Below are 24,524 nucleotides of genomic sequence, written 5' to 3' on the forward strand. Positions count from 1 at the left end.
ACTTATTTTAGTGGATGATGGTCATCATCCTTATTCGAGTCTTTAGGGTATTGGACGCCCAGATAAGAGGCGTTTAACTCCTAGTATTAAGCAACTCTGTATTCTCTTCACCTTTCTTCAATTTTTAAGCCTTAACCCTTACTGGATTTTTCTCTCCATTTACAAGTTCGTCAGTTTTAGTAATGACTTTTTCTATGTTTTTGTTATCCTCCATATAATATTTTCTTATTAGTTCATGGCTTTCACGCGCAGTATAGTATCGGTTATGGCTACTGAATCTTATTCCTCATGGATGATTATATGAAAAATAATCCTGCGCTAACCTATAAGTGTTTTATAATGTCAATTATTCTGCAAGACTACATCAAGATCTAGTTAATATATGTATTTGTTATTCTTTACTGTGGCTATACAAGAGGGGCTAATTAGTTAATTAATACAAGGTGTAGGGGTGTGTAGGTGGGTGAAATGCAAATAGAGCAGCGGTAAAAAATATTTGTACGCTTGTAATGTGTTGAATGATAATTGTTATGAAGTGTGTGTGCTGGTCGGTTTTATTAGGTATTGGAGTGATGTGTACGTTTAGTTAATATTTCATAAGAGTCAATTATACAGGTTTATGAGTGCTTTGTGCTCTCTTGTTGTACATTTTCTGTCTATCTGTCGTATTCTAATTTTAGAGGGGAATTCTCCCTGCTCTTTGTTGCTGTTTTCGGTTAAAATATACCCACTGATAAAGGAAAAAACCCCTCCTGTAGAATGAATCTTTCTAATATACTTTTGAAATGTTAAAAAATGTGCACGAATTAAAATGAATCAAAATGAAAGTAAAAAGTGGTTAAAGCACTAATTGGTAAAACAAACATTTAAGAAAGCAAAAAAAGAGAACCTTAATTCAAAAGTAATTTATGTAGTATGAAAAACAATTTGAACAAGGCAAGTACATTAAAACGATTGCAGATGTTAATACTAACTCTGACAATATCAGTATTTAGTGTTTTTGCACAAAAAACTTCTGTAACAGGTACGGTCCTCGATAATGATGGATTGGGTATACCAGGTGTTAATGTATTTGTTAAAGGAACTACCGTTGGTACCATAACAGATTTTGATGGTAACTATACTTTGTCTCTAGACAAAAGCGAGGGAGTAACCTTAGTGTATAGTTTTATTGGTTATCAAACACAAGAGATAGTAGTTGGTAATCAGTTAAAAATTAATGTAGCCTTAGTTGGTGATACAGAACTGTTAGATGATGTAGTAGTAGTAGGTTTTGGTACACAGAAGAAGAAAACAGTAATAGGTTCTGTTGTACAAACAACAGGTGAAGATTTATTGCAGGTAGGTAATGTTAGTACTGTGAGTGAGGCCTTAGCAGGTATGCTACCAGGTGTTTCTACAATGCAGGCGGCAGGTATGCCAGGATCATCCAATTCTACCATCCTTATTCGAGGTCAATCTTCATGGGGTAGTAATGCACCGCTATATATGGTGGATGGTGTTGAAAGGGATTTTAATGATTTAGATCCTAACGAAATTGAATCTATTTCGGTGCTTAAGGATGCTTCAGCAACAGCTGTATACGGTGTAAAGGGGGCAAATGGTGTAATCCTTGTAACTACTAAACGTGGTCAAAAAGGTAAAGCTAAAATTTCCTTTACAGCTAACGAAGGTCGTAAAGTCGCATCAAGTAACTCCGATTATATGGCCGAATATGCCACTGCTTTAGAGCATTATAATATGGCAGCTATGGCAGAGGGAAATTACCACAAACTTCAGCCACAAAGTGATATCGATGATTGGAGAAATCCGAATAGGGATATGGATTTTTATTCGTATACAAACTGGATTGATTACCTGTTAGGAACAGGAGTTGCGCGATCATATAACTTAAATATATCAGGAGGTAATGACTTTGTAAAGTACTTTACATCTTTTGGTTATAACTACGATGGAGATATGTTTGATATTGATGAGCAAGAGTTTATTGATCCAAGAACTTCTCAAAAGAGATATAACTGGCGTAGTAATCTTGATTTTCAGTTTACTAAAACAACTAGCTTAAAAGTTAATATTTCAGGTGATTTTAAAGATTGGCACGGTAACCGTTTCTCTAGTAGTAGTGGTGCTTCTGCAGGTTTTGATGCGAGTGGAAATACTTATTCTGCATTATATAGTAATGTACAGGTAGGTACACCTCCAATATTAAGTAACGGAGAGTTAGGTGCTGGTGATGAAGCCAAGGATTGGACAAAGGCTAATTACCTTGGTTTAATGGAAAGAGAAAGTGAAAACACTAAAAGATCTACACGTTCTAATGTAGATATCACTTTTGAGCAGCAATTTTTAAAGGACTTTACCTTTAAAGCTAAAGTAGCTTATGATTATACAGAGTCATATAAAAGTTCTATTTCATTAACGGGAGATCAAACTAGTTCACCAATTTATTACAGAACAAACTATAGAACTGGTGAAATATGGCAGTTTGGCGATCCAGACAAGGTTGAAGCTTTACCTAAAGTAAACAATGAGACTTTAGATGGATTTTCTAATAATTTATATTACGAGGGTTCTTTAAATTATAATAAATCTTTTGGTGAGCATGATGTTAGTGCATTAGCATTATTTAATCGTCGTGAGGCTCAAAACAAGGTCGCTTTTCCTAAGTACGAAGAAAGTTGGGTAGGACGTTTAACTTATGCCTATAGAGATAAATATTTATTTGAGTTTAACGGAGCGTATAACGGTAGTGATCAGTTTGACTTTGGTAAAAGATTTGGATTTTTCCCTTCTCTATCTTTAGGATGGGTTGCATCAGAAGAGCAATTTTTTAAAGATAATTTATCATTTATCGACTTTTTTAAAGTTAGATACTCATATGGTAAAGTTGGTAATGATATCTTAAGAATTAATGGGCAAACAGTTCGTCACTTATATTTTGATACTTATGGTACACACTCTACTGATCCTAATAAAGTTTGGCAATATAAAGGATATCCTGGAGGTTTTGGTGGTTCAGCTAGTCAACAGTATATGGGTACATTATACTTTGAGGATACGCCAGCCAATTATGATGCAACTTGGGAAACAGCTATAAAGCAAAACTTGGGATTTGATATTAACATTTTGGATAGTAGGTTAAAGACCATCATTGACTTATTTGATGAAAAAAGAACCGGAATTTTAATGGAGCGTCAATCTATACCAGCTTGGTATGGAGGTATTACACCTAATGCTAATATTGGAGAAACGCAAAATCATGGTTTTGATGTGGAGTTAATTTGGAATGATAGAATTGGTAGCGACTGGAGATATAGATTATCAGCTAACCTTTCTATGAGTGAAAACAGAATCACTGAAAGAGATGATGCGTTTTATGCTCCTGAATATCAAAAGCAAGCAGATAAGCCAATTGGTTGGCAAACAGGATATATTCAAGATGATATACATAGTAGTTGGGATGATATTTATATCGGAACTCAATCGAGCCACTCAACACTACGCCCTGGAGATTTTACTTACGTAGATTATAACGGTGATGGTATTATTTCTAATTTAGATAGAGTGCCTATTGGAGAACCTTCGTATGCATCTAATTCATTTGCATTTAACGTAGGTGTTACTTATAAGCAATTAAGTTTAAATGCTGTGTTTAATGGTGTATTTGCCATTTCTAAAAACTTAGATAGAAGTTATTTATGGGAGCATGCAACAACAGGAGGTGACTTAGATTTTCGTATGTTAAACACAGAAATGTTTGATTTCTGGTCTCCAACTAACTTAGGAGCATCTCGTCCAGGTCTACGAACTGTTGACAATATACATAACTCTCAACAGAGCACATATACACGCAGAAGAAGTGATTTCATTCGTCTTAAAAATATTGAGCTTAAGTATAAGTTCAGCAAAAATATTTTGGATAGAACGGGCTTTATGGATAATCTAGAAATTTTTGTGAATGGTAATAACTTAATTACATGGCAAAAATTACCTGAGGAATTTGACCCAGAGGCAAGAAGCTTATCTGTATATCCGATAGCGAAAAGGTATAATGTCGGTTTAAGAGCTTCATTTTAATTAATTTATAAAAAGAGATAAAATGAAAATAAAATATTTTATAGGCATCTGTCTGTCGGTATTAATATTTGCTTCATGCGAAGATTATCTGGATAAAAGTCCAGAAATGGGGCTTACCGGAGATCAGGTGTATAGCGATTATGTAACCTTTAAGGGTACTGTGGATAGAGCGGTTGGATTATTACATAATTATGTTTATGATCCTTATGATTATGGTGGTGAAGTAGGTACTTTTTCAGATGAATGTCAGTTAGCACGACCAACAGGTATTGGTTCCGCTATTCTTACTTCTATTAATACTGGTAATTGGGAAAATTACAGAAACGCAGGTATGCGCTGGGATATGGGTATTGGAGAAGTGGCAACTGGTGGATCAACTAACGATGAGTGGGCTTATAGACATCATTATAGAGAAGTTCATGCTGAAGCTGCAGTGGGTATTCGTGCAGTAAATGTAGCCCTGCAGAATATGGATAAATTGCAAAGCTTTCCCGAAGGATCGGTATATTCTCCAGAAGAGCTAAAAGCTCAACTAAAAGGGCAATGTTACTTTCTAAGAGCTTGGTTTTATTTTATGATTATTCGGGACTATGGTGGAATGCCAAATATGCAAAAGGCTTATTCTTCGGATGAAGATTTTGATGTAGTTCGTCCAACATATCAAATGTCTAGTTACTGGGCAACTCAGGATTTGGATAGTGCTATTGTTTATTTACCACAAGATTGGTCAGATTCTCCAAATGATATTGGTCGTGCTACAATAACTACTGCTAAGGCTTTAAAGTCAATGGTTCAGTTGTATGCAGCCAGCCCTAATTATAATATACCGCTTAACGAGAGCTTAGGTTTCTCTGGTGATGCGATGAGTAAGTTTAACACTGCAATGGCGGATACTGCTTTGAATTCTTGTATTGATGCTATTAAAAGTGCAGAAGATCCTTTTACAAGATATACAATGTATGATGCAACTACTTATTTACAAAACTTCCACCAAAGAGCGGCTGAAGGCAAGGGATTAAGTAATGAGGCCATCTTTCAGCCTTATATCCGATTTACAGGAGGTGGTAATATTGCTGGTGCAGGTATGTATTTACCTAGTTGGGATGCTAACCAAGGTTGGGCTAACTTTTCAGTACCAACACATAATGCTGTAGATTGGTTTGAAACTGCTGATGGTTGGGAAGTTGGTGATAACTGGCACTTGGGTGTTGGTGATGCAGAAGATAATTCAACTGTATGGTCACGTACAGACCCTTATGCTAACAGAGACCCAAGATTAAAGAAGTTTATCTTTTGTCATGGAGATAATATGTACAATGGCTCTAGAGATGGAAACCTAGATAATAGCGCTATAAACAAAGACAGACAAGGTTTACCTCCTGTTTTAGGTGCTGATAATCCGAATGGAGCACATTATACCTACGAAGTTAATCAAGGATGGAATCATACTGGATTTTATCATGCAGGTAAATATCGTTGGTCAGGTAACAACAATGCTAACAGAACTAATGGATATGGTAGAATTTTCCCATTTATTAGAATGGCTCAGCTTTATCTTGATTTTGCAGAATTAGCCAATGAATTATACGGACCTCAAGGTGGAGTGCCTAATAATAGCTCTTCTGTTGGAAATGCTGTTGATGCAATTGATCGTGTAAGAGAACGTGTAGGTATGCCAAAGGTACGTCCAGAATACTATGCTTCTAAGGAAATATTCAGAGAATATATTAGAAAAGAGCGCGCTCGTGAGTTATTCTATGAACAACATCGTTGGTGGGATTTAAAACGATGGAGAACTGCACATGTTGAATTAGCTAAAGGAATTTGGGTGGCTGATATCTCTGAAGCAAACGGTACATATACTTTCGGTAAAAAGCAATCAGGTTACCCAAGAGTATTTGACAATAGACACTATTGGTACCCTTTCCATACGGATGAGATGAACCTATTCAAAAATTTTGAACAAAACCCAGGTTGGTAACAACTAGTTTATAATAATTTATAGTAAATGAAACGATATAAACAAATAGAAAAAGTGTGTACTAGATTCTTATTGGATTTAACGTTTCGTTGTAAGCAGATTTCATGGAATACGCTTAAAAATTATAACAATAATGAGATGAAAAAATATTTATTAATAATAACAGTTTTATTGCTCTCCAACTTTGTGGTAGATGCACAAACCGACTCCTTATCGGTGCAGAAGGAAACGGTAAAATTGCCGTATGCCGATATCGAAAAGGATAGGGTAGTTGGAGCAGTAGATGTAATATATGGCGACGATGTTAGACGTTCAGGAGAGTATCGCGTCAGTAACTCATTGGCAGGTCTTGCTTCTGGTATGTATGTAAATAAATATGCCGGACAACCAGGTGCTAACTGGAGCTCCTTAAATATTCGAGGACGTGCCCGTGGAGGAAGAAGTGATTACCCTATGGTAGTAATTGATGGTATTCCAAATAGATCTATGGATAATTTACCTATGGAATCTATTGAGTCTATTCAGGTATTAAAGGATATTACTGCTAAAATGTTATACGGTAGTGATGCGACAAATGGAGTTATTTTAGTGACTACCAAAAGAGGATATGTAGCAGAACGTAAACTTTCGTTTTCTGCAGAGGGAGGTATTAAAACGCCCACTGCAATGCCTGAGTATTTAGATTCTCCTGGTTATGCTCGTTTGTTTGATCAGGCCAGAGTTAATGATGGTTTAGATGCACAACATACCGAAGATGAGTATGCATATTATACTGATGGTAATCATTCGGTTACTTATCCAAACGTAGATCTTTATGATTTAATACTTAAAGATTTTTCTGACTACCAAAGATTCAATGCTGTTTTAGAAGGTGGTGATGAAAAAACCAAGTATTTCTTAAACATGGAATATGTAAGAGAAACTGGTTTAGAAAAAGTGGGTGTTAATAATACCAACAATATTGTAAACCTAATGAGTAATTTAGATTATGAGGTAAATGATGTTGTAAGTGTAAGCTTGGATATTTCATCAAGAATGGGGGTAAGAGAAAATGCCCGATTAGGATCCAATGATATGATGGCTGATTTATCCACGCAAAGACCTAATGACTTTCCTACTTTTGTTACTGCTGACGGTTCTATCAACAAAGATTCTTTAGGTTATCATGCTAATTATAACAATGTGTACGGAGATTTAACACGTTGGGGATATAGAGATACTAAAGAATTTCGAGGACAAACTACTTTTGGTATTGATTTTAATTTAGACAAGTTTGTAACTGGATTAGACGGTGGTATTTCAGTAGGTTTTGATGCCTTCCGTACTATTACATCTGGTAAGAATTTACAATACTCAAGGTTTGAAGTGATTGAAGGTGATACACCTGAAGAATATACCTTAAACGAAATTGGAGACAATGTTCCTGCTGGTAATGAAGTGAAAGTCAGTGACAACTTTTACAGAAATGTTGTAGGAACTGCTTTTATTAACTACGATAGAACATTTGGTAAACATGCCATTACTTCTAACTTGGTTTACGCAGCTCGTACCATTGCCTATAAAGGTACATCAACATACTCTGGTGGTGTGCGTCAGGATGATAAGAATATCAATCTGGGTTTAAGAGCGAACTATGCTTTTGATGGCAAATATGTGGTAGAAGGTACTTCATCTTTAATGGGATCAGACAAGTTTGCTCCGGGTAACAGATATGGTTTATTTGGTAGTGTTGGTGCTGGTTGGATTCTTTCTAATGAAAATTTCATGGCAAATTCTTCTATCATAAACTATCTTAAAATTAAAGGTAGCTATGGTGTAATGGGATATGATAGATATCAATATAATGATGCCAATAACACAAGTAATAGTTTTGAGTATTATAAATATATTGATGAGTATCAAACAGCTGGTAGTGTAAGACTGGGAGAAGATAACTCTGGTCCTACAAAATATGGTACAAAGCTGACTACTAGAGGAAACGAAGATTATACTTTTGAAAAGTCAAGAGAAATAAATGTGGGTATTGAAGCTACATTGTTTAAAAACTTGTCATTAGAGCTTAATTACTTCGATCAGTTTCGTTATGATATGCCAACTAATGTAGGTAGTGTAATACCAAGTTATTATATGAGTGTATCTCCTAAGGCTAATTACGAAGAGTTATCTAATACAGGTGTTGATATGAGTATTCAATACTCTAATAAAGCAGGAGATTTCTCATATAGTATTGGGGGGAACTTTATGTACTCAGAATCTAAATGGGAAAAATTAGATGAAATTAGTGAGTATGACCACTTGTTGCGCACCGGAACAAATACGGATGCTATTTGGGGTTGGGTTTATGATGGTGTATATAATGATCAAGCTGATATTGATAATTACGGAGTATCTACATCATATGGAAATAGAGGTATTGTTCCTGGAGATCTTAAGTTAAAGGATATCGCAAATAATAGAGAAGATGATATTATTGATGGCAATGATGTAGCCGTAATTGGTAATGCTTTTCCTCGTATTAATTATGCTTTAAATCTTAACTTACAGTATAAAGGTATTGAGTTGTATGCACTAGGACAAGGAGTAGCTGGATTGGATAAAATGTTAACCAATAGTTATTACATGCCTTATGGTACCAGAAAATATTCTGATAAAGCCTTAGCTGATGACTATCCTACTTTAACTTCCGTTAATAATGGTCATAGTTTCCGCAACTCATCTTATTGGATGGAAGATGGTTCTTATTTTAAATTAAGAGTATTAGAGTTAAGTTATTTGTTACCTACTAACATTGCTAATAAGATATCTGCAGATAAAGTTCGTTTTTATGTAAAAGGAACCGATTTATTTTCGATCTCAAAAATTAAAGATCTTGATCCTGAGGATATCAATGCAGGTGTAAGTAAGTATCCAATGTTTACAACGTATTCACTGGGGTTAAAAGTGACATTTTAATTATTTAAAAAAAATAATATGAAATATTATTCATTATTCATTTTTGCAATTCTACTGCTAGCTAGCTGTGGCGAAGAATTTCTGGATCCTAAGTTATCCACAAAAATGACATACGAGCAATTACTAACACAACCTGATAAGATTGAAGGTTTGGTAGTATCTGTATACAGTAAAAGTTTTCCAGATAGATTAGACAATACGGGAGGTGGATTCCTGGATTGTGGTACAGACAACGCTGTAATAAATCTTGAAACTCAAAACATATATAAAATAGCTTCCATTCCAGGGTATTTAAACCCAAATACAACCATCTTTGGTGGAACGTGGGGATGGGGCACTTATTATGAAAGTTTAAGAGATCTTGATATGTTCTTTGATATTGTTGAAGAGAACGATATTGTATTTAAAAAGTCTACAGAAAGAAACGATAGTATCTTTAAAAGAAACCTTTTTGGAGAAGCATACTTTTTAAGAGCCTGGACGATGGCTAGTTTACTAAAAAACTTTGGTGGAGTTGACGATGCAGGTGAATTAAAAGGAGTGCCTATTCCTGTAGGAGATGTTGATTTGAACAACTACGAGGAATTACCAAGAGAATCGTATGACGTTTGTTTAGATTATATTAATGAAGCATTAGATAGTGCTATGGTTTATCTCCCATTGGAGTGGAATGATAGTGATGATATTTACACCAATAGAGATCAAAACTTTGGTAGACCAACACAAGTAGTAGCGCAAGCATTGCGTTCGAGAGTTGCTTTGTATGCTGCTAGTCCAGCTTTTACTAAAGGATTATCTGATGATGTAAAAAGAACCAGATATCAGGCTGCCGCTGAGGCTTCCAGAGTAGCTATTGACCTTGTTGGAGATTTAGGTGATATCTATACAGATTTAGAAGATTTCTATTGTAATGCGCAAAATGAAGAATTATTATATAGACGTATAGAGGGAGCTAATACCTCATTGAGATTGGAGCAACAAAACTTTATTCCAACTCTTTATGGTAATGGTCGTACTAATCCAACTCAAAATTTGGTAGACGCATTTCCGATGAGCGATGGTTACCCTGCTGGGGAATCGCCAACATACGACTATAACGATGATAACTCAATGTATCAAAACAGAGATCCTCGTTTTTATGCAACTGTACTTTACAATGGGGCTACCGTTACTTATGCTACTTCACAAACTCAAATAGTTGAAACTTTTGTGGGAGGAGATGATACACAGGCGAATCCTGATTTTGTAAATAGATCTACTAAAACAAGTTATTACTTAAGAAAATGGATGAGTACTGTTGTAAATCTTAGAGCAGGGCAGCAAGTAAAAGCTTTCCATTACGCAGTTTATTTCAGAAAGGCAGAAATGTATTTAAATTTTGCTGAGGCTGTAAATGAATTAGCTGCTTTAGGTGGACCGGATAATATTGGCGGATTAACTGCTGCAGATGCTATTGGTGAGGTTCGCGACAGAGCTTTACAATTAGCTGATGATGCATACTTAACAACTATTGGTGGTGATGTAGTTGCATTAAGAGATTTAATTAAAAATGAGCGTAGAATTGAATTGTGTTTTGAAGGACATCGTTTTTATGACTTAAGAAGGTGGGAAGATAAACTTGATAATTTTGCAGGATCAATGGTTATTGATAATGGTGTATTTACCAGAGAATCGGTTTACCAGTTAGCTTATGATCCTGATAATTATTACTTACCTATCCATCAAAACGAGATGAATAAAACAACATTAATTACTCAAAATGCAGGGTGGTAGAACAATCTTAAATTTTTTAAAGATGAATAGTATAAAAAAATTAATATTAGCTTCAGTATGTCTGATGTTCATCTTACAATCTTGTTACGAAGATTACAAGTTTGATTATGAGTATACATCAACATATTTTTCTTATCAATATCCACTAAGAACCTTAGTGGTAGAAGATCAGAAAGATTTAAAATTCGATTTTGGAGTCGTACTAGGAGGAAAGCGTAGCAACAATTCAGCTGAAACGGTGGATTATGTAATTGACCCTTCGTTAATTACTGATATTCCAGAGCTGCAGTTATTACCTGCCGATCGTTATACCATTTCAGGTACCGAAGGTCAATTAACAATTCCTTCTGGAGAAATAACAGGTAGAGCTACAGTAACTATTGATAAAGATTGGTTTTTAGATCAGGAACAAGCAACAGGTGTAGTATATGCATTGCCTATTCAAATTGTTGATCATTCAACCGATTCTGTAACTGATGGTAAAGATTTTACCATTATCGCTTTACGCTATTTTAACGAGTTTCACGGTGTGTATTGGTTAAACGGTGCAGATAAAAAGTATAATTTCTTATCTAACGAAGTGGAAGATGAGTTCGTTTATACTAGCGATGACGAGGTGATTAGAGGGTATAAAAGAGTTGACTTAACTACCGTAGATAGTGCTACGGTTAAAGCGGCTTACACAGGTCGTCAAACTGTTGGTAATTACAGCATGCTTTTAAATATTCGTAAAGCAGATGGTGTTGTAACTATTACTCCAGATCCAGAATCAGAAATTAAGGAGCTGAGTGGAACTGGTTTGTACGATGTACAAGATGGTGCGCTTTATTTGGACTATACTTATTATTATGATGATACTCATGACGAGATAAGACATGAAGTAAAAGATACCCTTTACTATCTGGATACTTATTTAGAATTAGAGGAATGGACTAAATATATAACCGTTGAAGAATAATAATATGAAAAAGATCAATTATATATTATATATACTTCTTGCGATGTTTTTTGTCGTAGGATGTGATGATGATACTGTAAAAGAAAAGGAAGAAGAGGCGGTAGTTTTAGATTATGGTGCAGTAGAGGCTTTATTTGAAACCAGAGCTATTAGAGGTGAGGTAATTACCGAAATAGCTATGGGTGATACAGTTTCTTTAGCAGATATCAGTAATGGACGCCCGGATGTTAGAACGTGGACGGTAACAGGAGCTGATGGAAGTGTAATTGCTTTAGATGAGTCTAAAGTGCATAACTTTCATTTTCCTAAAGGAGATATGGACTATAGTATTAAACTTAATGTAGAACGTACCTCAGATGGAGAAAGCGATGAATTATATGTAGAAGACTACATCCATGTTAATAAAATTGATGTATTAGCCGATTTTATTACTAATGGTCCAGTTGATAAAGATGGTGCTGGAGATTATACTGTTGGTAGAACTTTACCACTTACATTGTTAAATAAATCAAAAGGGGTACCTGATGATTTTGAATGGGAATTTGAAGAAGGAACGCCTGTAAGTTCAGAAGGTAATGATGAAACTGTCGTTTTTAATAAAGATGGTGTTTTTGAAGTTACTTTAACTGCAACTAGAAGTTCTGATGGTAGTACAGATCAGGTTACCAAGCTAATTCGCGTTATTCAAGAGTACATGGATATTGTAAAATCTACAGTTGATAATAGAACAATCATTCTTAAATATGATCAACCTATTATGGAAGATCCTACTGCTGCTAAGGATGATATTTCTGTAGATATATATACTGCTGCTGGTGGTGTAGTAAGTGCTGCTATTGAATCAATTTCTTCATCTAATGTTGATTCTACATTGACTATAGTGATTGATCAAGACACTTATAGTGATGATGTAGTTACTTTATCGTATGATGCTATTAATGCAAGTTTAATATCTACAGATCCTGCATATATTGCTCGTACTATGGATAAAACACATGCAGTTGATATCAATAATATGTTGTTCCATGGTAACTATGAAGGAGGGTTTGAATCATTTATTGATAAAGCAACTAACCTAGTAGATGATCAGGGTAACCGTAGTAAGTATACGTTTGAAGTGGAGGAAAATATTACCTTCTCAGGAAATAAGTCAGGTTATTTTGGTATAGGAAGTTATGGAGATGCAGGTGCTTATGCTGATATATTGCAGAATGTAAATAAAGAATATCATCCAATTGAGGTAGGAACAACCTATCAGATTGGATTATGGATTTATGTTGAGGAAATGGCAGGAGCTTCGTTAGCTAAGGTAGGGATTTACTGGCGTTATGGTGCTATGAGTATACCTTGGTGGCAAGCTGCAGCTGGCAACGGTTATAATTTTGGAGAAATTAGCAATACAGATATCGGTAGGTGGATTTATGTAACTGGAGAGGTTGGAACTGGTAGTTTATCAGGAGACACAGGTGAATTCATGTTCAGAATCGGAGATAATGCTAAATGTTATTTGGATAACATGAAAATGTATCCTTCAGGTTCATTTAGAGCTCGCCCTTAACTAAGAGTTTACTTTAGTTAATTGTAAATATAAATTTAGAGGTCGCCTTTTTAGGCGACCTCTTTTTTGTGTCTTTTTTTTACTAAAATATATGGTGGTGTTTGCAATTGAACTGTTTATTTATAAAGTGTTTTATTAGTTAAGATGTTCATAATAAATAAATTGCAATAAATTTTCAGTTGCATAACGTGGACAGATTGAAAGTAGTCCCCGTCAAAATACATGTGCGTGGATGTAAACTTATCCCAACCTTATTATTCTAAAATACCGCCCGTCTATATCAGGTAAATTAAGCTTTTTTGTAATTATAGTTTAACGGATGTTTAAAGATGATAGAATGAATAAAAGTCTACTTAAAATTTGGAAGGAGAGTGCCCTGCTTGTATTGCTTGTATGCCAGGTAGGAAATGCTCAAGAAAAGATAATTGTTAATGTGGATGTGAAACACAAATTAGGAGAGGTGGAAACGTTCGACCGACAAAAATTTGTGAATTTTCATGGTACAATCGAACAAAACAATTGGAATACGGATAATAAGATTGATAATTTAATTGAAGATTTTTTGGGTGATAAAGATGTTCACGTAGGTCGTAATACGGGCACGATTTCCTGGGCGCTTAAAAATAATGTTATCGAAGATTCTGAACGACCGGGTTTTGCTGATCCTGCTAGTATTGCAACTCATGGTCAGAATAACAGAAATACTTATGCTGCTAAAACATGGGCACATCCATATGAGTATCTAGATAATCAGATTCTATGTACTCAGATACATCCATTTTATCCAGATGGAAAAACAACAAATAGAGGTTGGGCTTTTTCTCAAACAGATACAGAAGAAGAACCTTTGGGAACAGCATCGGGTGAGTTTTTAGGTCGCTATATTCAAGAGTATTATGGTACAGGTGGAATTACAGGGCAACCTGTACCTTCCTTTGTAGAGATTACCAACGAACCGCTTTGGGATTTGGTAACGGTTGCAGATGACCCTCATGATTTAACAGATATTTTTAAGTTCCATTCAACGGTAGCTAAAGAAGTGCATAAATATAACCCAGATATGCAAGTGGGTGGTTATTGTGCTGCATTTCCCGACTTCGATACAGACAACTTTCAGCGTTGGCACGATCGCGATAAGCATTTTGTTGATATTGCTGGAGCAGATGTAGATTTCTATACAATTCACCTTTACGATTTTCCAACTTTTAATGGGAAGGCAAAATATCGTAAAGGAAGTAATGTAGAAGCTACAATGGATATGTTGGAGCAATATAGTTGGATGACCTTAGGTAAAGTAAAGCCTTTAATGATTTCGGAGTATAATGCACAAACGCACGATTACAATAGACAAGGATGGTCGGGCTATCGCGATTGGTTAAAGATGAAATCAACAATTTCTATGATGATGCAATTTATGGAACGTGCTGATAAAATTAATTATGCGATGCCCTTTTTTATGCTAAAATCGGAATGGGCATATAATGCAGAAACAGGACCAACGTCGGTTCATGGTGCCCGTATGTTACGTCGTGAGGATGAACCATCAAGTTATACTGGTGACTTTGTTTATACTGAGGTGATTAAAATATATGACCTTTTAAAGGATGTAAAAGGAACAAGGGTAGATGCTTATACTACGAATATAGATATAATGGTAGATACCTATGTTGATGGAAATAAGGTATTTGTATTAGTAAATAATTTAGACTTTGTATCGCACAATCTTGATTTAAAACTGTCGGGTTTAACAGAGGATGCGGTTGATATAGAGGTGCGTCATTTGCGTTTAAACGGAAGTAACGATCGCTCTTTACCTATACTTGAGGTAAATAATTATAGCACCTTTGATGAAGATTTTAGCATAGCACCAGAGGGCACCTATGTAATAAAGTATACATTTTCTTCCGATATTACTATTGACAAAACTTCTGAAGAGACAAAATATTATGCAGATACTTATTTAAAGCAAATATCAAGCAATTCGGCTATTACATTTAATATTGATGATGTTGCATTAAATGAGTTTGGAGAAGCTGTATTAAGAATAGGAGTAGGGCGTGACCATGGTAAAGCAATCAGGCCAACGGTAGATATTAATGGAAAAGCTATAAGCGTTCCAACGAATCATAGAGGAGGTCCTCAAACGGATAGAGATAACTTTTTTGGAGTATTAGAAATTCCAGTAAGTTTTGAAGATTTACAAGAGGACAATGAAATTACCCTTACTTTTCCTGATGCAGGAGGTTATGTAAGTACGGTAACAATGCAGGTATTTAATTTTAGTCATGATATTCGCTCAAAAGACACCGCTATTGGAGATGAAGAAAATGCCTTGAAACTTGATGTGTTTCCAAACCCAAGCGAAGGAGAGTTTGTGGTTTCTTTAGATGATGCCAATATAATGTACGACATTAAAATGTACAATGTAGCTGGTCATAAAGTATACGAATCTAACGACAATAGAGGTAAGAAAGTGGTACATGCAGATAAGCTAAAAAAAGGAGTTTATCTGATAAATATTATCAATAACGATGTTAATGTAGTTAAACGAATTGTTCTAAATTAATAGTCTTTAACGACTAGATTTAGTCTATTTCCCAAATATTGAAAAAAGGGTGCTTGAGGTTTCAAGTGCCCTTTTTTCGTTAGTTGTCTGTTGTTAGGCTTTTTAACACAAAAATATTTCATTTTTTTTACTCTAATAAGATACTATAAATCTTAAAAATACACATTCATGTAACTATGTGCATTGTGTGTAACGTCTTGTTTTATATTTGTTTATGGTTTTTATTTGTAACGAATTTAAAACAATTAATAATGAACAGAATATTAGTAGGTGTTGTTTGTATATTAATGCTTTCAACTAGTTCTTATTCACAAAAATCAGAAAACATGAGCGAATCAAATGAAACAGTAAAACCTTATCCTAAAACGTTTTCTCATATTGGAATTACGGTTCCTAATATTGAGGAGGCTGTTAAGTTTTACACCGAAGTATTAGGATTCTATGTTATTATGGAACCAACATTAGTTAAAGAAGAAAATGAAACAGCCATAGGTCAGATGTGTATCGATGTGTTTGGTGAAGGCTGGGGTACATTTAAAATCGCACATCTTTCAACAGGTGATAAAATTGGGTTCGAACTTTTTGAGTTTAATGAGAGTAAAGAACAGAAACCAGTTTTTGAACCGTTCCGTTCCGGATTATTTCACTTTTCAATCCAAGACCCAGATGTAGAAGGCGTTGTTAAGAAAATTGTTGATGCTGGTGGCAAGCAAAGAATGCCCATTAGAGAGTATTATCCTGGCGAAAAACCTTACCGTATGTGTTATGTTGAAGATCCTTTTGGTACTGTATTCGAAATTTATTCTCACTCATATGAGTTGCACTATTCTCAAGGAGCATATAAGTGATGTTTGCTTGCAAAATCTTGTCCCCATTTATTCAATTCAAGAACAATGGGGATAAGTGATTTGCCTTCCTCAGTAAGTTCATATTCTACCTTAGGAGGTGTCACAGGATAAACTGTTCTTTTAACCAAGTTATCCTTTTCAAGTGCTCGAATAGAGTAGGTAAACATTCTGTTTGAGAGGTCCGTAATACTTTTTTGTAACTCTCCTGACCGCTGAGCCCCATCTTTCAAGTGATAAATTATCAGGCTTTTATATTTATCTCCAATCAAATGCAAAGCAAACGCCAATGAGCAGTTAAATTCCTTGTCGTTATATTCTATCAGTTCCTTTTTTGCATCATCTTCCATTGTAATATTTTTAATGAGAGCTAGTGCTCAGATGTATTACTCTAAGCAGCGGTATTATTATTTTTACACTTATAAAGTTGCATATTACTAACATTACGAGCAAAATATACGACTCTTTTTATCTTCTAACTTTAGATATTTGTAGTAATAATTGATTTTGTTGAGTGCTATTTATCATCGTAATACACGAAGGTGCAAGGGTTATGTTGTTGAATGTTAGGACTTAGAGTGATGTTATACAATCTTTATACAAGATGCGTTTTGTATAATTCATCTTTTACCACTTGTTAAAATTATAAGTCTCCCTCGATCGATATATTTATAATTTAAATATTTGTATTCCGAGAGATTATGATATTGTTGGACTAGAAAGAAACGGAATGAGATTACTTAAAAAGTTATTTACTATCGTATTACTAATAAGTTTAGGATTTGGTGTATACGGACAAGAATTGGTGTTAAGTAAGGTTAATGGTGTTGAAAATCCAGAGCATGGAAACAACATAGGAAGTATTGCAAGAACAGATACCATTTTTGTGGAGGGAACTTATGCAAACCAAAATATTGAGTCTGTAAGTATTAAACTCATGACTTTTCAAAAAAGCCCTTGGTCAAAACTTGAATCGCATGATTTATTAATAGATGCAGCTGTTGATTTAAATGGTGTTATTGATACCTTCATTGTAACACCAGAGGATTATATTTTAGGAGGAAACATAGATAATTCTCAATTTGTACAAGTTAGAACTACCTATACGGGGGATGATATTTTTGCTAATTTGTATATAATAGTCACCGAAAAACCAGCCGAGCATAAAACATTGCTCGATTTTGATGAAGTATATGGTTCGTCTACAGGTAGTACCTTGGCAAGTAATGTGAATACAGCTCTTGCAACTATGCAGGAGGGAGATACCATTTTATTTAATAGTGCAGCGTATGATTTTGAGGCAGCTTCAATTACAATTTCAAAGTCTATTTGTTTTTCGGGTAAGATTCCAAGTGCAAGCGAATCGGATGAGAGAGGAGCTTATGAAGTAATTACTAAATTCAATAATCTGAAGATGTTAAAACTATCATCTGATGATATTCAAGTTGAAAATATTGAATTGAGTGCAGATGCTTCAACGGGTTATGTTTTTACCAGAGTTTCACACGCTACGAATGCTAAGCTATACTACTCAGGTATCCAATTTAATAATGTAATTTTTAGAAATGGTAAAGTACAATGCTTTGGGGGTAATGGAGCTTCCGTTGATTTTAATCATGTGTCGTTTCTCGATTTTACTCAAGGAGGGTACTTTTTAAATAGAAGTGAAAGTATTGATGAAGCTCCTGCATTTAATATGAGCAAGTGCTTTTTTCAGCCACTAACCGAAGCTATTAACTTTAATGTTCGCGCTATATCATTAGATGCAGGTAATACTGAATATCCTGTAGTATGGAATCAAAATAACTCCACTATTGATGATTGTTTAATGGATGGAACAGGTTTGGGAATTTCTTCGAAATGTTCGTACGTAAACGTAACCAATTGCCACTTTAAAGGATACCGTATGGATGTGGATATGATTCATATAGAAGAGTTTGGTCATCATTTTTTAATTGATGGAAATACATTTGAGCATATTAAACCTGCAAGAGGGATAAATATAGATAGGGAAATACAACAGAGTCATCATATTACCATTACTAATAATACCTGGATTGGAGAGTATGGCTGGATTATATCAGCGCATTCACCATACAATTTGGTGATGGAAAATAACGACTTTACACAAGCATGGGCAAAAAATACTAGCGACCTGACCATTGATTTAACTTTTGACCATGGTGAGGAAACACATTTTACGGAATATGATTTGCCAGCCAATAACATTGTATTTAAAAATAATACAGGTTTGGATAATGGTAAACATGGAATATTTGCTTACAAAGCTTTGGCAGATGAATCGAGCATTGAAATTGAATATCCTGCTAACTTAATTCAAGTTCATACCATCAATAAAGCGCCTAAGGCTATCATTAATATGGGTACTTATTATAGAATTAGAAATAAACAATCGGGTGAATATTTAAGGGCCGTTTCGGGTGAGCCAAAATTAGATTTTTCTGCCGAGGAAAAAACAGATAGTTCGGATATATGGCAGTTTACCTTTGAATATCCATATTTCTACCATATAAAAAATAGAGCAACAAAAGAACACATGGCAGTATATAGAGGATATACCATGGGTGATTATAACAATGGAACCAAAGAGCAAATATTTGTAGAACAAAGCGATTTCTTTAATACCAAAACAGAAAAGCCACGTTGGTACTTGCGTAAATTCGAAGAAGGGGGAGCTGACTTTTTTGAAATATTACCTGGAGGAAACGAGCGTAAATCACGAAACGTTCAGGTAGGAAACCACATGGAGTTAGAATATGCAAAGGTGGAGAATAGAGGACAATTGCCGCCAGAGGATGATAGTTCTTGGGAACTGATCTCTTTAAAAGCGGATGTTTCAGTAAAAAATGAATATCAAAACGCCGTAAAAATATACCCTAATCCTGCCAGTAAAGTCGTTAACATCGATTTAAAAGGAGTAGATCAGACAGTTCAAAAAGTAGATGTTTATTCTTCCAATGGGCAATTAGTATACAAGCAAAATGTGGCGTCTTATCAGGACGTTATTCTGCTTAATGTGGAAGATTATTCCACAGGCATTTATTATTTGTCTATAGAGCTTCTGGATATGCGAATCACGAAAAAGTTGAGTGTGTATTAGTGAGTTCATAATGTTATAAAGTCGATGGATACTAAAAAAATAAGTGTCTATTTCTCAAACCCCAATGTTATACACTACAGGTATAATGTTGGGGATTTTTTATAGATATTATACTTTCTTCATAAACTCCTCCAAACTAGCGTTCGTTTCAAGGTTTATCTTTTTCCTAATTCGATATCGAGCGGTGTGAACACTTTTTTCAGTCATGCCCAGTAGTCTCGAAATTTCTTTTCCTTTAAGGTCTAGTTTTACTAATGCACAAAGCTTTAAATCGTTTGTTGTCAGCTCAGGAAACTGTTTTGTCAATCGCTCATAAAAACCTTGGTGAATACTTACAAAACGTTTCTCAAATTCCTCCCAGAGGTTGCTGGCCAATTGTTTGCGTGCAAACTTTAACGATTTTGCTTCGGTGTTTTTGTCCTTGTCCAAATAACTGGTGAACTTATCTAATAAATCATCTCGCTCAATTAACTGTAACGAAGAGGTGGTAAGCTCCCTATTTTTATAGCGTAACTCTAACTGTGAAACTTTTTCTTTTTCTGCGGCTTTCTCCTGAATACCTTGTTTCTCGCTTCTGAGCCTGTTCTTAACGCTTCTGGTCCAATATAAAAATCCAAAGGCTACAATAAAGATTGCAAATACCAATATGACAATTCGTAACCTTAAATTGGCCTTGTCTTTATTAGCGAGCATTAGGTTTTTAGCCATAATCTCTTTCTCTTTTTCGTCTAGCTTTTCGATATAGGTATTCCTTATTTTTAATACGCCCTTGTTTCGTTCGCTGTTGGAAGTCAGGTTCTTTTCCGTGTATTTGTATGCCTCGTCTTGATACTTAAAGGCAAGATCATATTTCTTTTGCCGTTTATATATAGTCGCTATCTCGTTTAAAACTTTAGTTTGATGATCTAGTTTTTTCTGTAAACGTTTAATTAAATGAAGACTTTTAAATAAATGCTGTAATGCCAATTCATCTTTTTCTTGTTTTGAGTAAATTACACCAATGCCCCAGCTTATTAGTATAGCATTACTATAGTGATAGGTGTAATTTGATGTTGTGATGGACAGTAGGTCAAACTGTTTTTCTAAAGGAAGTAATATTTCCAAAGCCTGATTTAGACTGTCCATAGCTGTTAGGGCAGTAGACTTTAAACGTAAAATATTAGCCTCTTCTTCTTCAGAATTATCATATGCATTTGCCAATAATAAACATGTATCCAAATACATTATTGCATTCTGGTTAAGCTCTCTTTGTATATTTAATTCCGCAATATGGATGTAAGAATAAATCAATGTTTTATGACCTATTTTATTCTCTTTCATGCATGTTAAAAATATTCTATGGGCTTGCATTATATAATCTTCGCCATCATCAAAATGACCGTATTTACAATATAGATTTCCTAAATCAGCTAAAACACTTGCTTTGTTTATTATAGATTTTTTTAGGTCGGATAAGTGTAATGCTTCAGTATAAAAGTTTAATGCTTCAGGTAGTTTTTTCTGTTGGTAGCTAATCTTTCCCATACGACGTAAGCATAAAATCTGACTAGAGGTATCTTTCGCTTCTTTGCTTAAATTATATAGATTTTGATAGGGAGTAAATGCAGAATCAGGGTGATGCAGAAAAATAGAATCAGCGGATCTGAATTCTTGCTTTAAGTTATTAGCTCCAACGGCATGCATATATGGAGGTAGTATGATAAGCAAAAATAAATATTTAAATGAGTACAAAAGCCTTGATTTCATATTTGTCAAATAGTTTATATACAATAGTATAGAATAATAATAGTATATGCAATATGTTTGTGTTTAATTGAGTAAGAATGGAGGTTTATATTGAGTGATATTGAGGTTATATTGAGGTGTGTTTTACTGTAAATGGGTTTGAATTATATAACATTGTATATCACTTTTTGATAATGATGTGAATAGCTTTAAATACAAATAGTAGTAAAACATTTAAATAATGAATAAAAAAGATACATACTTTAAAATCTTACTGGCATTGTTGCTTATTTGCCAAACTACTTTAGCGCAAAATGAGAAGGATATAGCCAATGATTATTTCAGACAAGACGAGCAGGATGATTATGGTACGCAGAATGATAATCCATTGACGTATGATCTAAGCGGACATTTATGGAAAATTCAAGGGGCCTTGCCAGGAAGAGGAATGGAAGAGAAATTTCCTGAAATTAGTTACGACCATATGGGAGATGCCTTAAATTGGGCACCGGCTCATGTTCCGGGAGATGTTTTTTCAGATTTATGGCGTATTGGCCGTATTGATGACCCTCATTTTGGACGCAATAGTACAAAGGCCAAATGGGTAAATGAATATGAATGGTGGTATCTAAGGATATTCAACGTGCCTAAAGAGATGAAAGGTAAAAATGTTGAAATCACTTTTGATGGTGTAGACTATGCATGTGATGTGTTCTTAAATGGAGAACTTTTAGGTTCGCACGAGGGTATGTTTACATCTTTCTCATTTGACATTACAGATTTGATAAGTTACGACTTTAAACGTCGTGGTAGAAATATATTAGCGGTTCGTCTGCATCCTGCTCCCAGAAGGTATAGTCAGGTAGCTGGACGTAAACCTGCATGGCATGGTGACTATTGGGTTGATTTAGTTCCTACTGGAATATGGAAGCCTGTGAGACTAGAAGCATACGAAGATGCCAAGGTGAAGGATATATATATACAAACCAAGTTAGGGAAAAAGAATTCTGCTGAATTGGATATTCAACTTGAAGTTGAAAATCCAGGTAAAACAGAAAAAACAGTTGATATTGAAATTGATATTCAAGGAGAGAATTTTAAATCAAAAACATACACGACTAATATCAAACAGAAATTAGCACCGGGTATTAACGAGATTAAAACAAGCATTCATATACCTGATGCTAAACTTTGGTATCCGTGGGACTTAGGTGATCAAAATCTATATCTTGCAAATATTACTCTTAAGGGCGGTCAAAACACACTACTTCATACGGATAAAAAACTTTTTGGTATACGCGAAATTAAAATGGAGATGAATCCTGGCTATACCAAAGACGAGGTGGAAAATCCGTGGACTGTGATGATTAATGGTAGACGTCATTTTATGCGTTCTGGAACATGGGGTGGTCCACCTGATATCTTTTTTGGACGTGCATCTAACGAGAAATACGAAGAGCTAGTAAGACTGGCCAAAGAAGGTAATATGAATAACCTACGAATTTTCGGATGGCATCCAACGGAGATTCCTTATTTCTACGAGCTTTGTAATAGAGCTGGTATTACCGTTTGGCAGGATATTTTACCGATAGCTAGTTTGTCGCTACCAAAATCGGAAGAGTTCAAAAAAGCTATTTTTTCTGAAGCTATTTCTGTTGTTAAAGATTTACGTAATAACCCTTGTATGGTTATTTTAGAAGGAGGGGAAGAAATTTTGATGACCGCTTCCGATCCTGAGCATAATTTGAATTTAATGAAAGAGTTGGGTGAAGTAGTTCGACCTTATTCTGATTTACACTATGTACCAGTTTCTCCGTTAAGCGATCATATTGGTAAAAAATTAGGATTCAAACCTAAAGAAAGTATTCATGCTAATGGTCTATTTTATAGTGAAGGTAGAACCAATACTGAACGATTCTTTAACAAACAAGATTATGCCGCTGTAGCCGAACTAGCCATTTCATCATGTCCGAATGTAGAAAGCATTAAAAAGTTTATTCCTGAAGATGAATTATGGCCTCCAGGACCAAGCTGGGGACATCACTGGACTGATTTTGATGTGTTCAGAACTCTAAACTTTGAAATCGTTGGTTCTCAATCAACAGGTAGTATGCAAGAGTTTGTTGATGCTACTCAGATTTCGCAAGGGGTTATATTTCAATATGGATTAGAGTATTATCGAAGAAGAAAACCTAAGTCAAGTGCTATCTGTATTTGCCATTACATCACTTTTGCACCAGATATGAAGTGGGGAATAGTTGATTATTATCAGCAACCTAAAATTTCATACGATTATGTGAGAAATGCCTTTCAGCCGCTGTTAATATCCCTACAACATGATAGAAGAAGATGGTTGCCGGGTGAACAATTTGAAGGGAAGATATGGGTTGTGAATGATTTTTACAAGGAGTTTAAAGATTGTAAAGCTGAAGTGGTTTTTTACAACAATAACAAAGAGGTAAAGAGAGAAACTATTAAACTGGGTGATGTTAAGGTGGATACTTCTGAAGAATTTGCTACGGTTAACTGCAAAGTGCCGGGTAAATTGGGTGATAAGTTTAATGTAGAGATTGAAATGACGGACCATTCAGGCAAGGTAGTTTCTTCTAATAATTACTTATTGCTAGTAGCGGATGAAAAGGTAGACCTTCCGCGTTTACGTGAGATAGGTAAGGAAGCTATTGATAAAAAAGAAAAGTATGGTCCGCATAATTACTTCAGATATTTTGAAGGATTAAATGGAGCTAGAGGAATAAAACAGGCAGATGAAAAAATGCCTACAGTTAAAGAATTTGTAAAATAAAGATGTATGGGTAAGAATATTTCTGGTGGCATTTATGCTGCTGGGGATATTAATTTTAATCCAGGGAATTGAATTTTAAAAGTAAATAAGGTTTCAAGTCGAGTTACTAACTTCAATAATGGGTAAGCGAGTGCTGCAGTCGGCGATCTTTTTACCCACTTTTTT

General features: G+C 34.9%; 12 protein-coding genes. 10 read left to right on the forward strand and 2 right to left on the reverse strand.

The window, feature by feature from the left end:
- Positions 1-960 precede the first annotated feature (960 nt).
- The 8 genes from A8L32_RS03835 to A8L32_RS03870 all read left to right on the forward strand — a co-directional run bounded on the left by A8L32_RS03835 (position 961) and on the right by A8L32_RS03870 (position 16,713).
- Positions 961-4,077: a SusC/RagA family TonB-linked outer membrane protein gene (locus tag A8L32_RS03835; protein WP_158027193.1), complete on the forward strand. Its 3,117-nt coding sequence runs from the start codon at positions 961-963 to the stop codon at positions 4,075-4,077.
- A gap of 22 nt (positions 4,078-4,099) precedes the next feature.
- On the forward strand, positions 4,100-6,058 hold the full coding sequence (locus A8L32_RS03840; protein WP_075590094.1) for a RagB/SusD family nutrient uptake outer membrane protein: 1,959 nt from the start codon (positions 4,100-4,102) through the stop codon (positions 6,056-6,058).
- Between the two features lie 138 nt (positions 6,059-6,196).
- Positions 6,197-9,010, forward strand: coding sequence for a SusC/RagA family TonB-linked outer membrane protein (locus A8L32_RS03845; RefSeq protein WP_075590095.1), 2,814 nt, complete (start codon positions 6,197-6,199; stop codon positions 9,008-9,010).
- Positions 9,011-9,028: 18 nt separating this feature from the next.
- Positions 9,029-10,783: a RagB/SusD family nutrient uptake outer membrane protein gene (locus A8L32_RS03850; protein ID WP_075590096.1), complete on the forward strand. Its 1,755-nt coding sequence runs from the start codon at positions 9,029-9,031 to the stop codon at positions 10,781-10,783.
- Between the two features lie 22 nt (positions 10,784-10,805).
- Entirely contained in the window at positions 10,806-11,741 is a 936-nt protein-coding gene (locus A8L32_RS03855; RefSeq protein ID WP_158027194.1) for a DUF1735 domain-containing protein, read from the forward strand.
- A gap of 4 nt (positions 11,742-11,745) precedes the next feature.
- Positions 11,746-13,299 carry a PKD domain-containing protein gene (locus A8L32_RS03860; protein ID WP_143525009.1) on the forward strand — a complete coding sequence of 518 codons (1,554 nt, stop codon included), beginning with the start codon at positions 11,746-11,748 and terminating at the stop codon, positions 13,297-13,299.
- A 337-nt stretch (positions 13,300-13,636) separates the two neighbouring features.
- Positions 13,637-15,865 (forward strand): T9SS type A sorting domain-containing protein, encoded by a 2,229-nt coding sequence (locus A8L32_RS03865; RefSeq protein WP_158027195.1) that lies wholly within the window; start codon positions 13,637-13,639, stop codon positions 15,863-15,865.
- Positions 15,866-16,116: 251 nt separating this feature from the next.
- Positions 16,117-16,713, forward strand: a complete 597-nt coding sequence (locus A8L32_RS03870) for a lactoylglutathione lyase family protein (protein WP_198931725.1) — start codon at positions 16,117-16,119, stop codon at positions 16,711-16,713.
- Here the strand turns inward: A8L32_RS03870 and A8L32_RS03875 are convergent.
- On the reverse strand, positions 16,695-17,060 hold the full coding sequence (locus A8L32_RS03875) for a winged helix-turn-helix transcriptional regulator (protein WP_083631171.1): 366 nt from the start codon (positions 17,058-17,060) through the stop codon (positions 16,695-16,697). The two genes, A8L32_RS03870 and A8L32_RS03875, sit on opposite strands and share 19 nt — an antisense overlap.
- A gap of 380 nt (positions 17,061-17,440) precedes the next feature.
- Here A8L32_RS03875 and A8L32_RS03880 point away from each other — a divergent pair, with 380 nt between their 5' ends.
- Positions 17,441-19,831: a T9SS type A sorting domain-containing protein gene (locus A8L32_RS03880; RefSeq protein ID WP_075590100.1), complete on the forward strand. Its 2,391-nt coding sequence runs from the start codon at positions 17,441-17,443 to the stop codon at positions 19,829-19,831.
- A gap of 108 nt (positions 19,832-19,939) precedes the next feature.
- On the opposite strand, the gene A8L32_RS03885 is transcribed toward A8L32_RS03880, so the two are convergent.
- A complete protein-coding gene (locus A8L32_RS03885; RefSeq protein ID WP_143525010.1) occupies positions 19,940-21,538 on the reverse strand; it encodes a tetratricopeptide repeat protein in 1,599 nt (532 codons plus the stop codon).
- A 259-nt stretch (positions 21,539-21,797) separates the two neighbouring features.
- Here A8L32_RS03885 and A8L32_RS03890 point away from each other — a divergent pair, with 259 nt between their 5' ends.
- Entirely contained in the window at positions 21,798-24,359 is a 2,562-nt protein-coding gene (locus tag A8L32_RS03890) for a glycoside hydrolase family 2 protein (protein WP_075590102.1), read from the forward strand.
- Positions 24,360-24,524 lie beyond the last annotated feature (165 nt).

Source organism: Labilibacter marinus (genome assembly GCF_001659685.2).
In the GTDB taxonomy this organism is placed as follows: Bacteria; Bacteroidota; Bacteroidia; order Bacteroidales; family Marinilabiliaceae; genus Saccharicrinis; species Saccharicrinis marinus.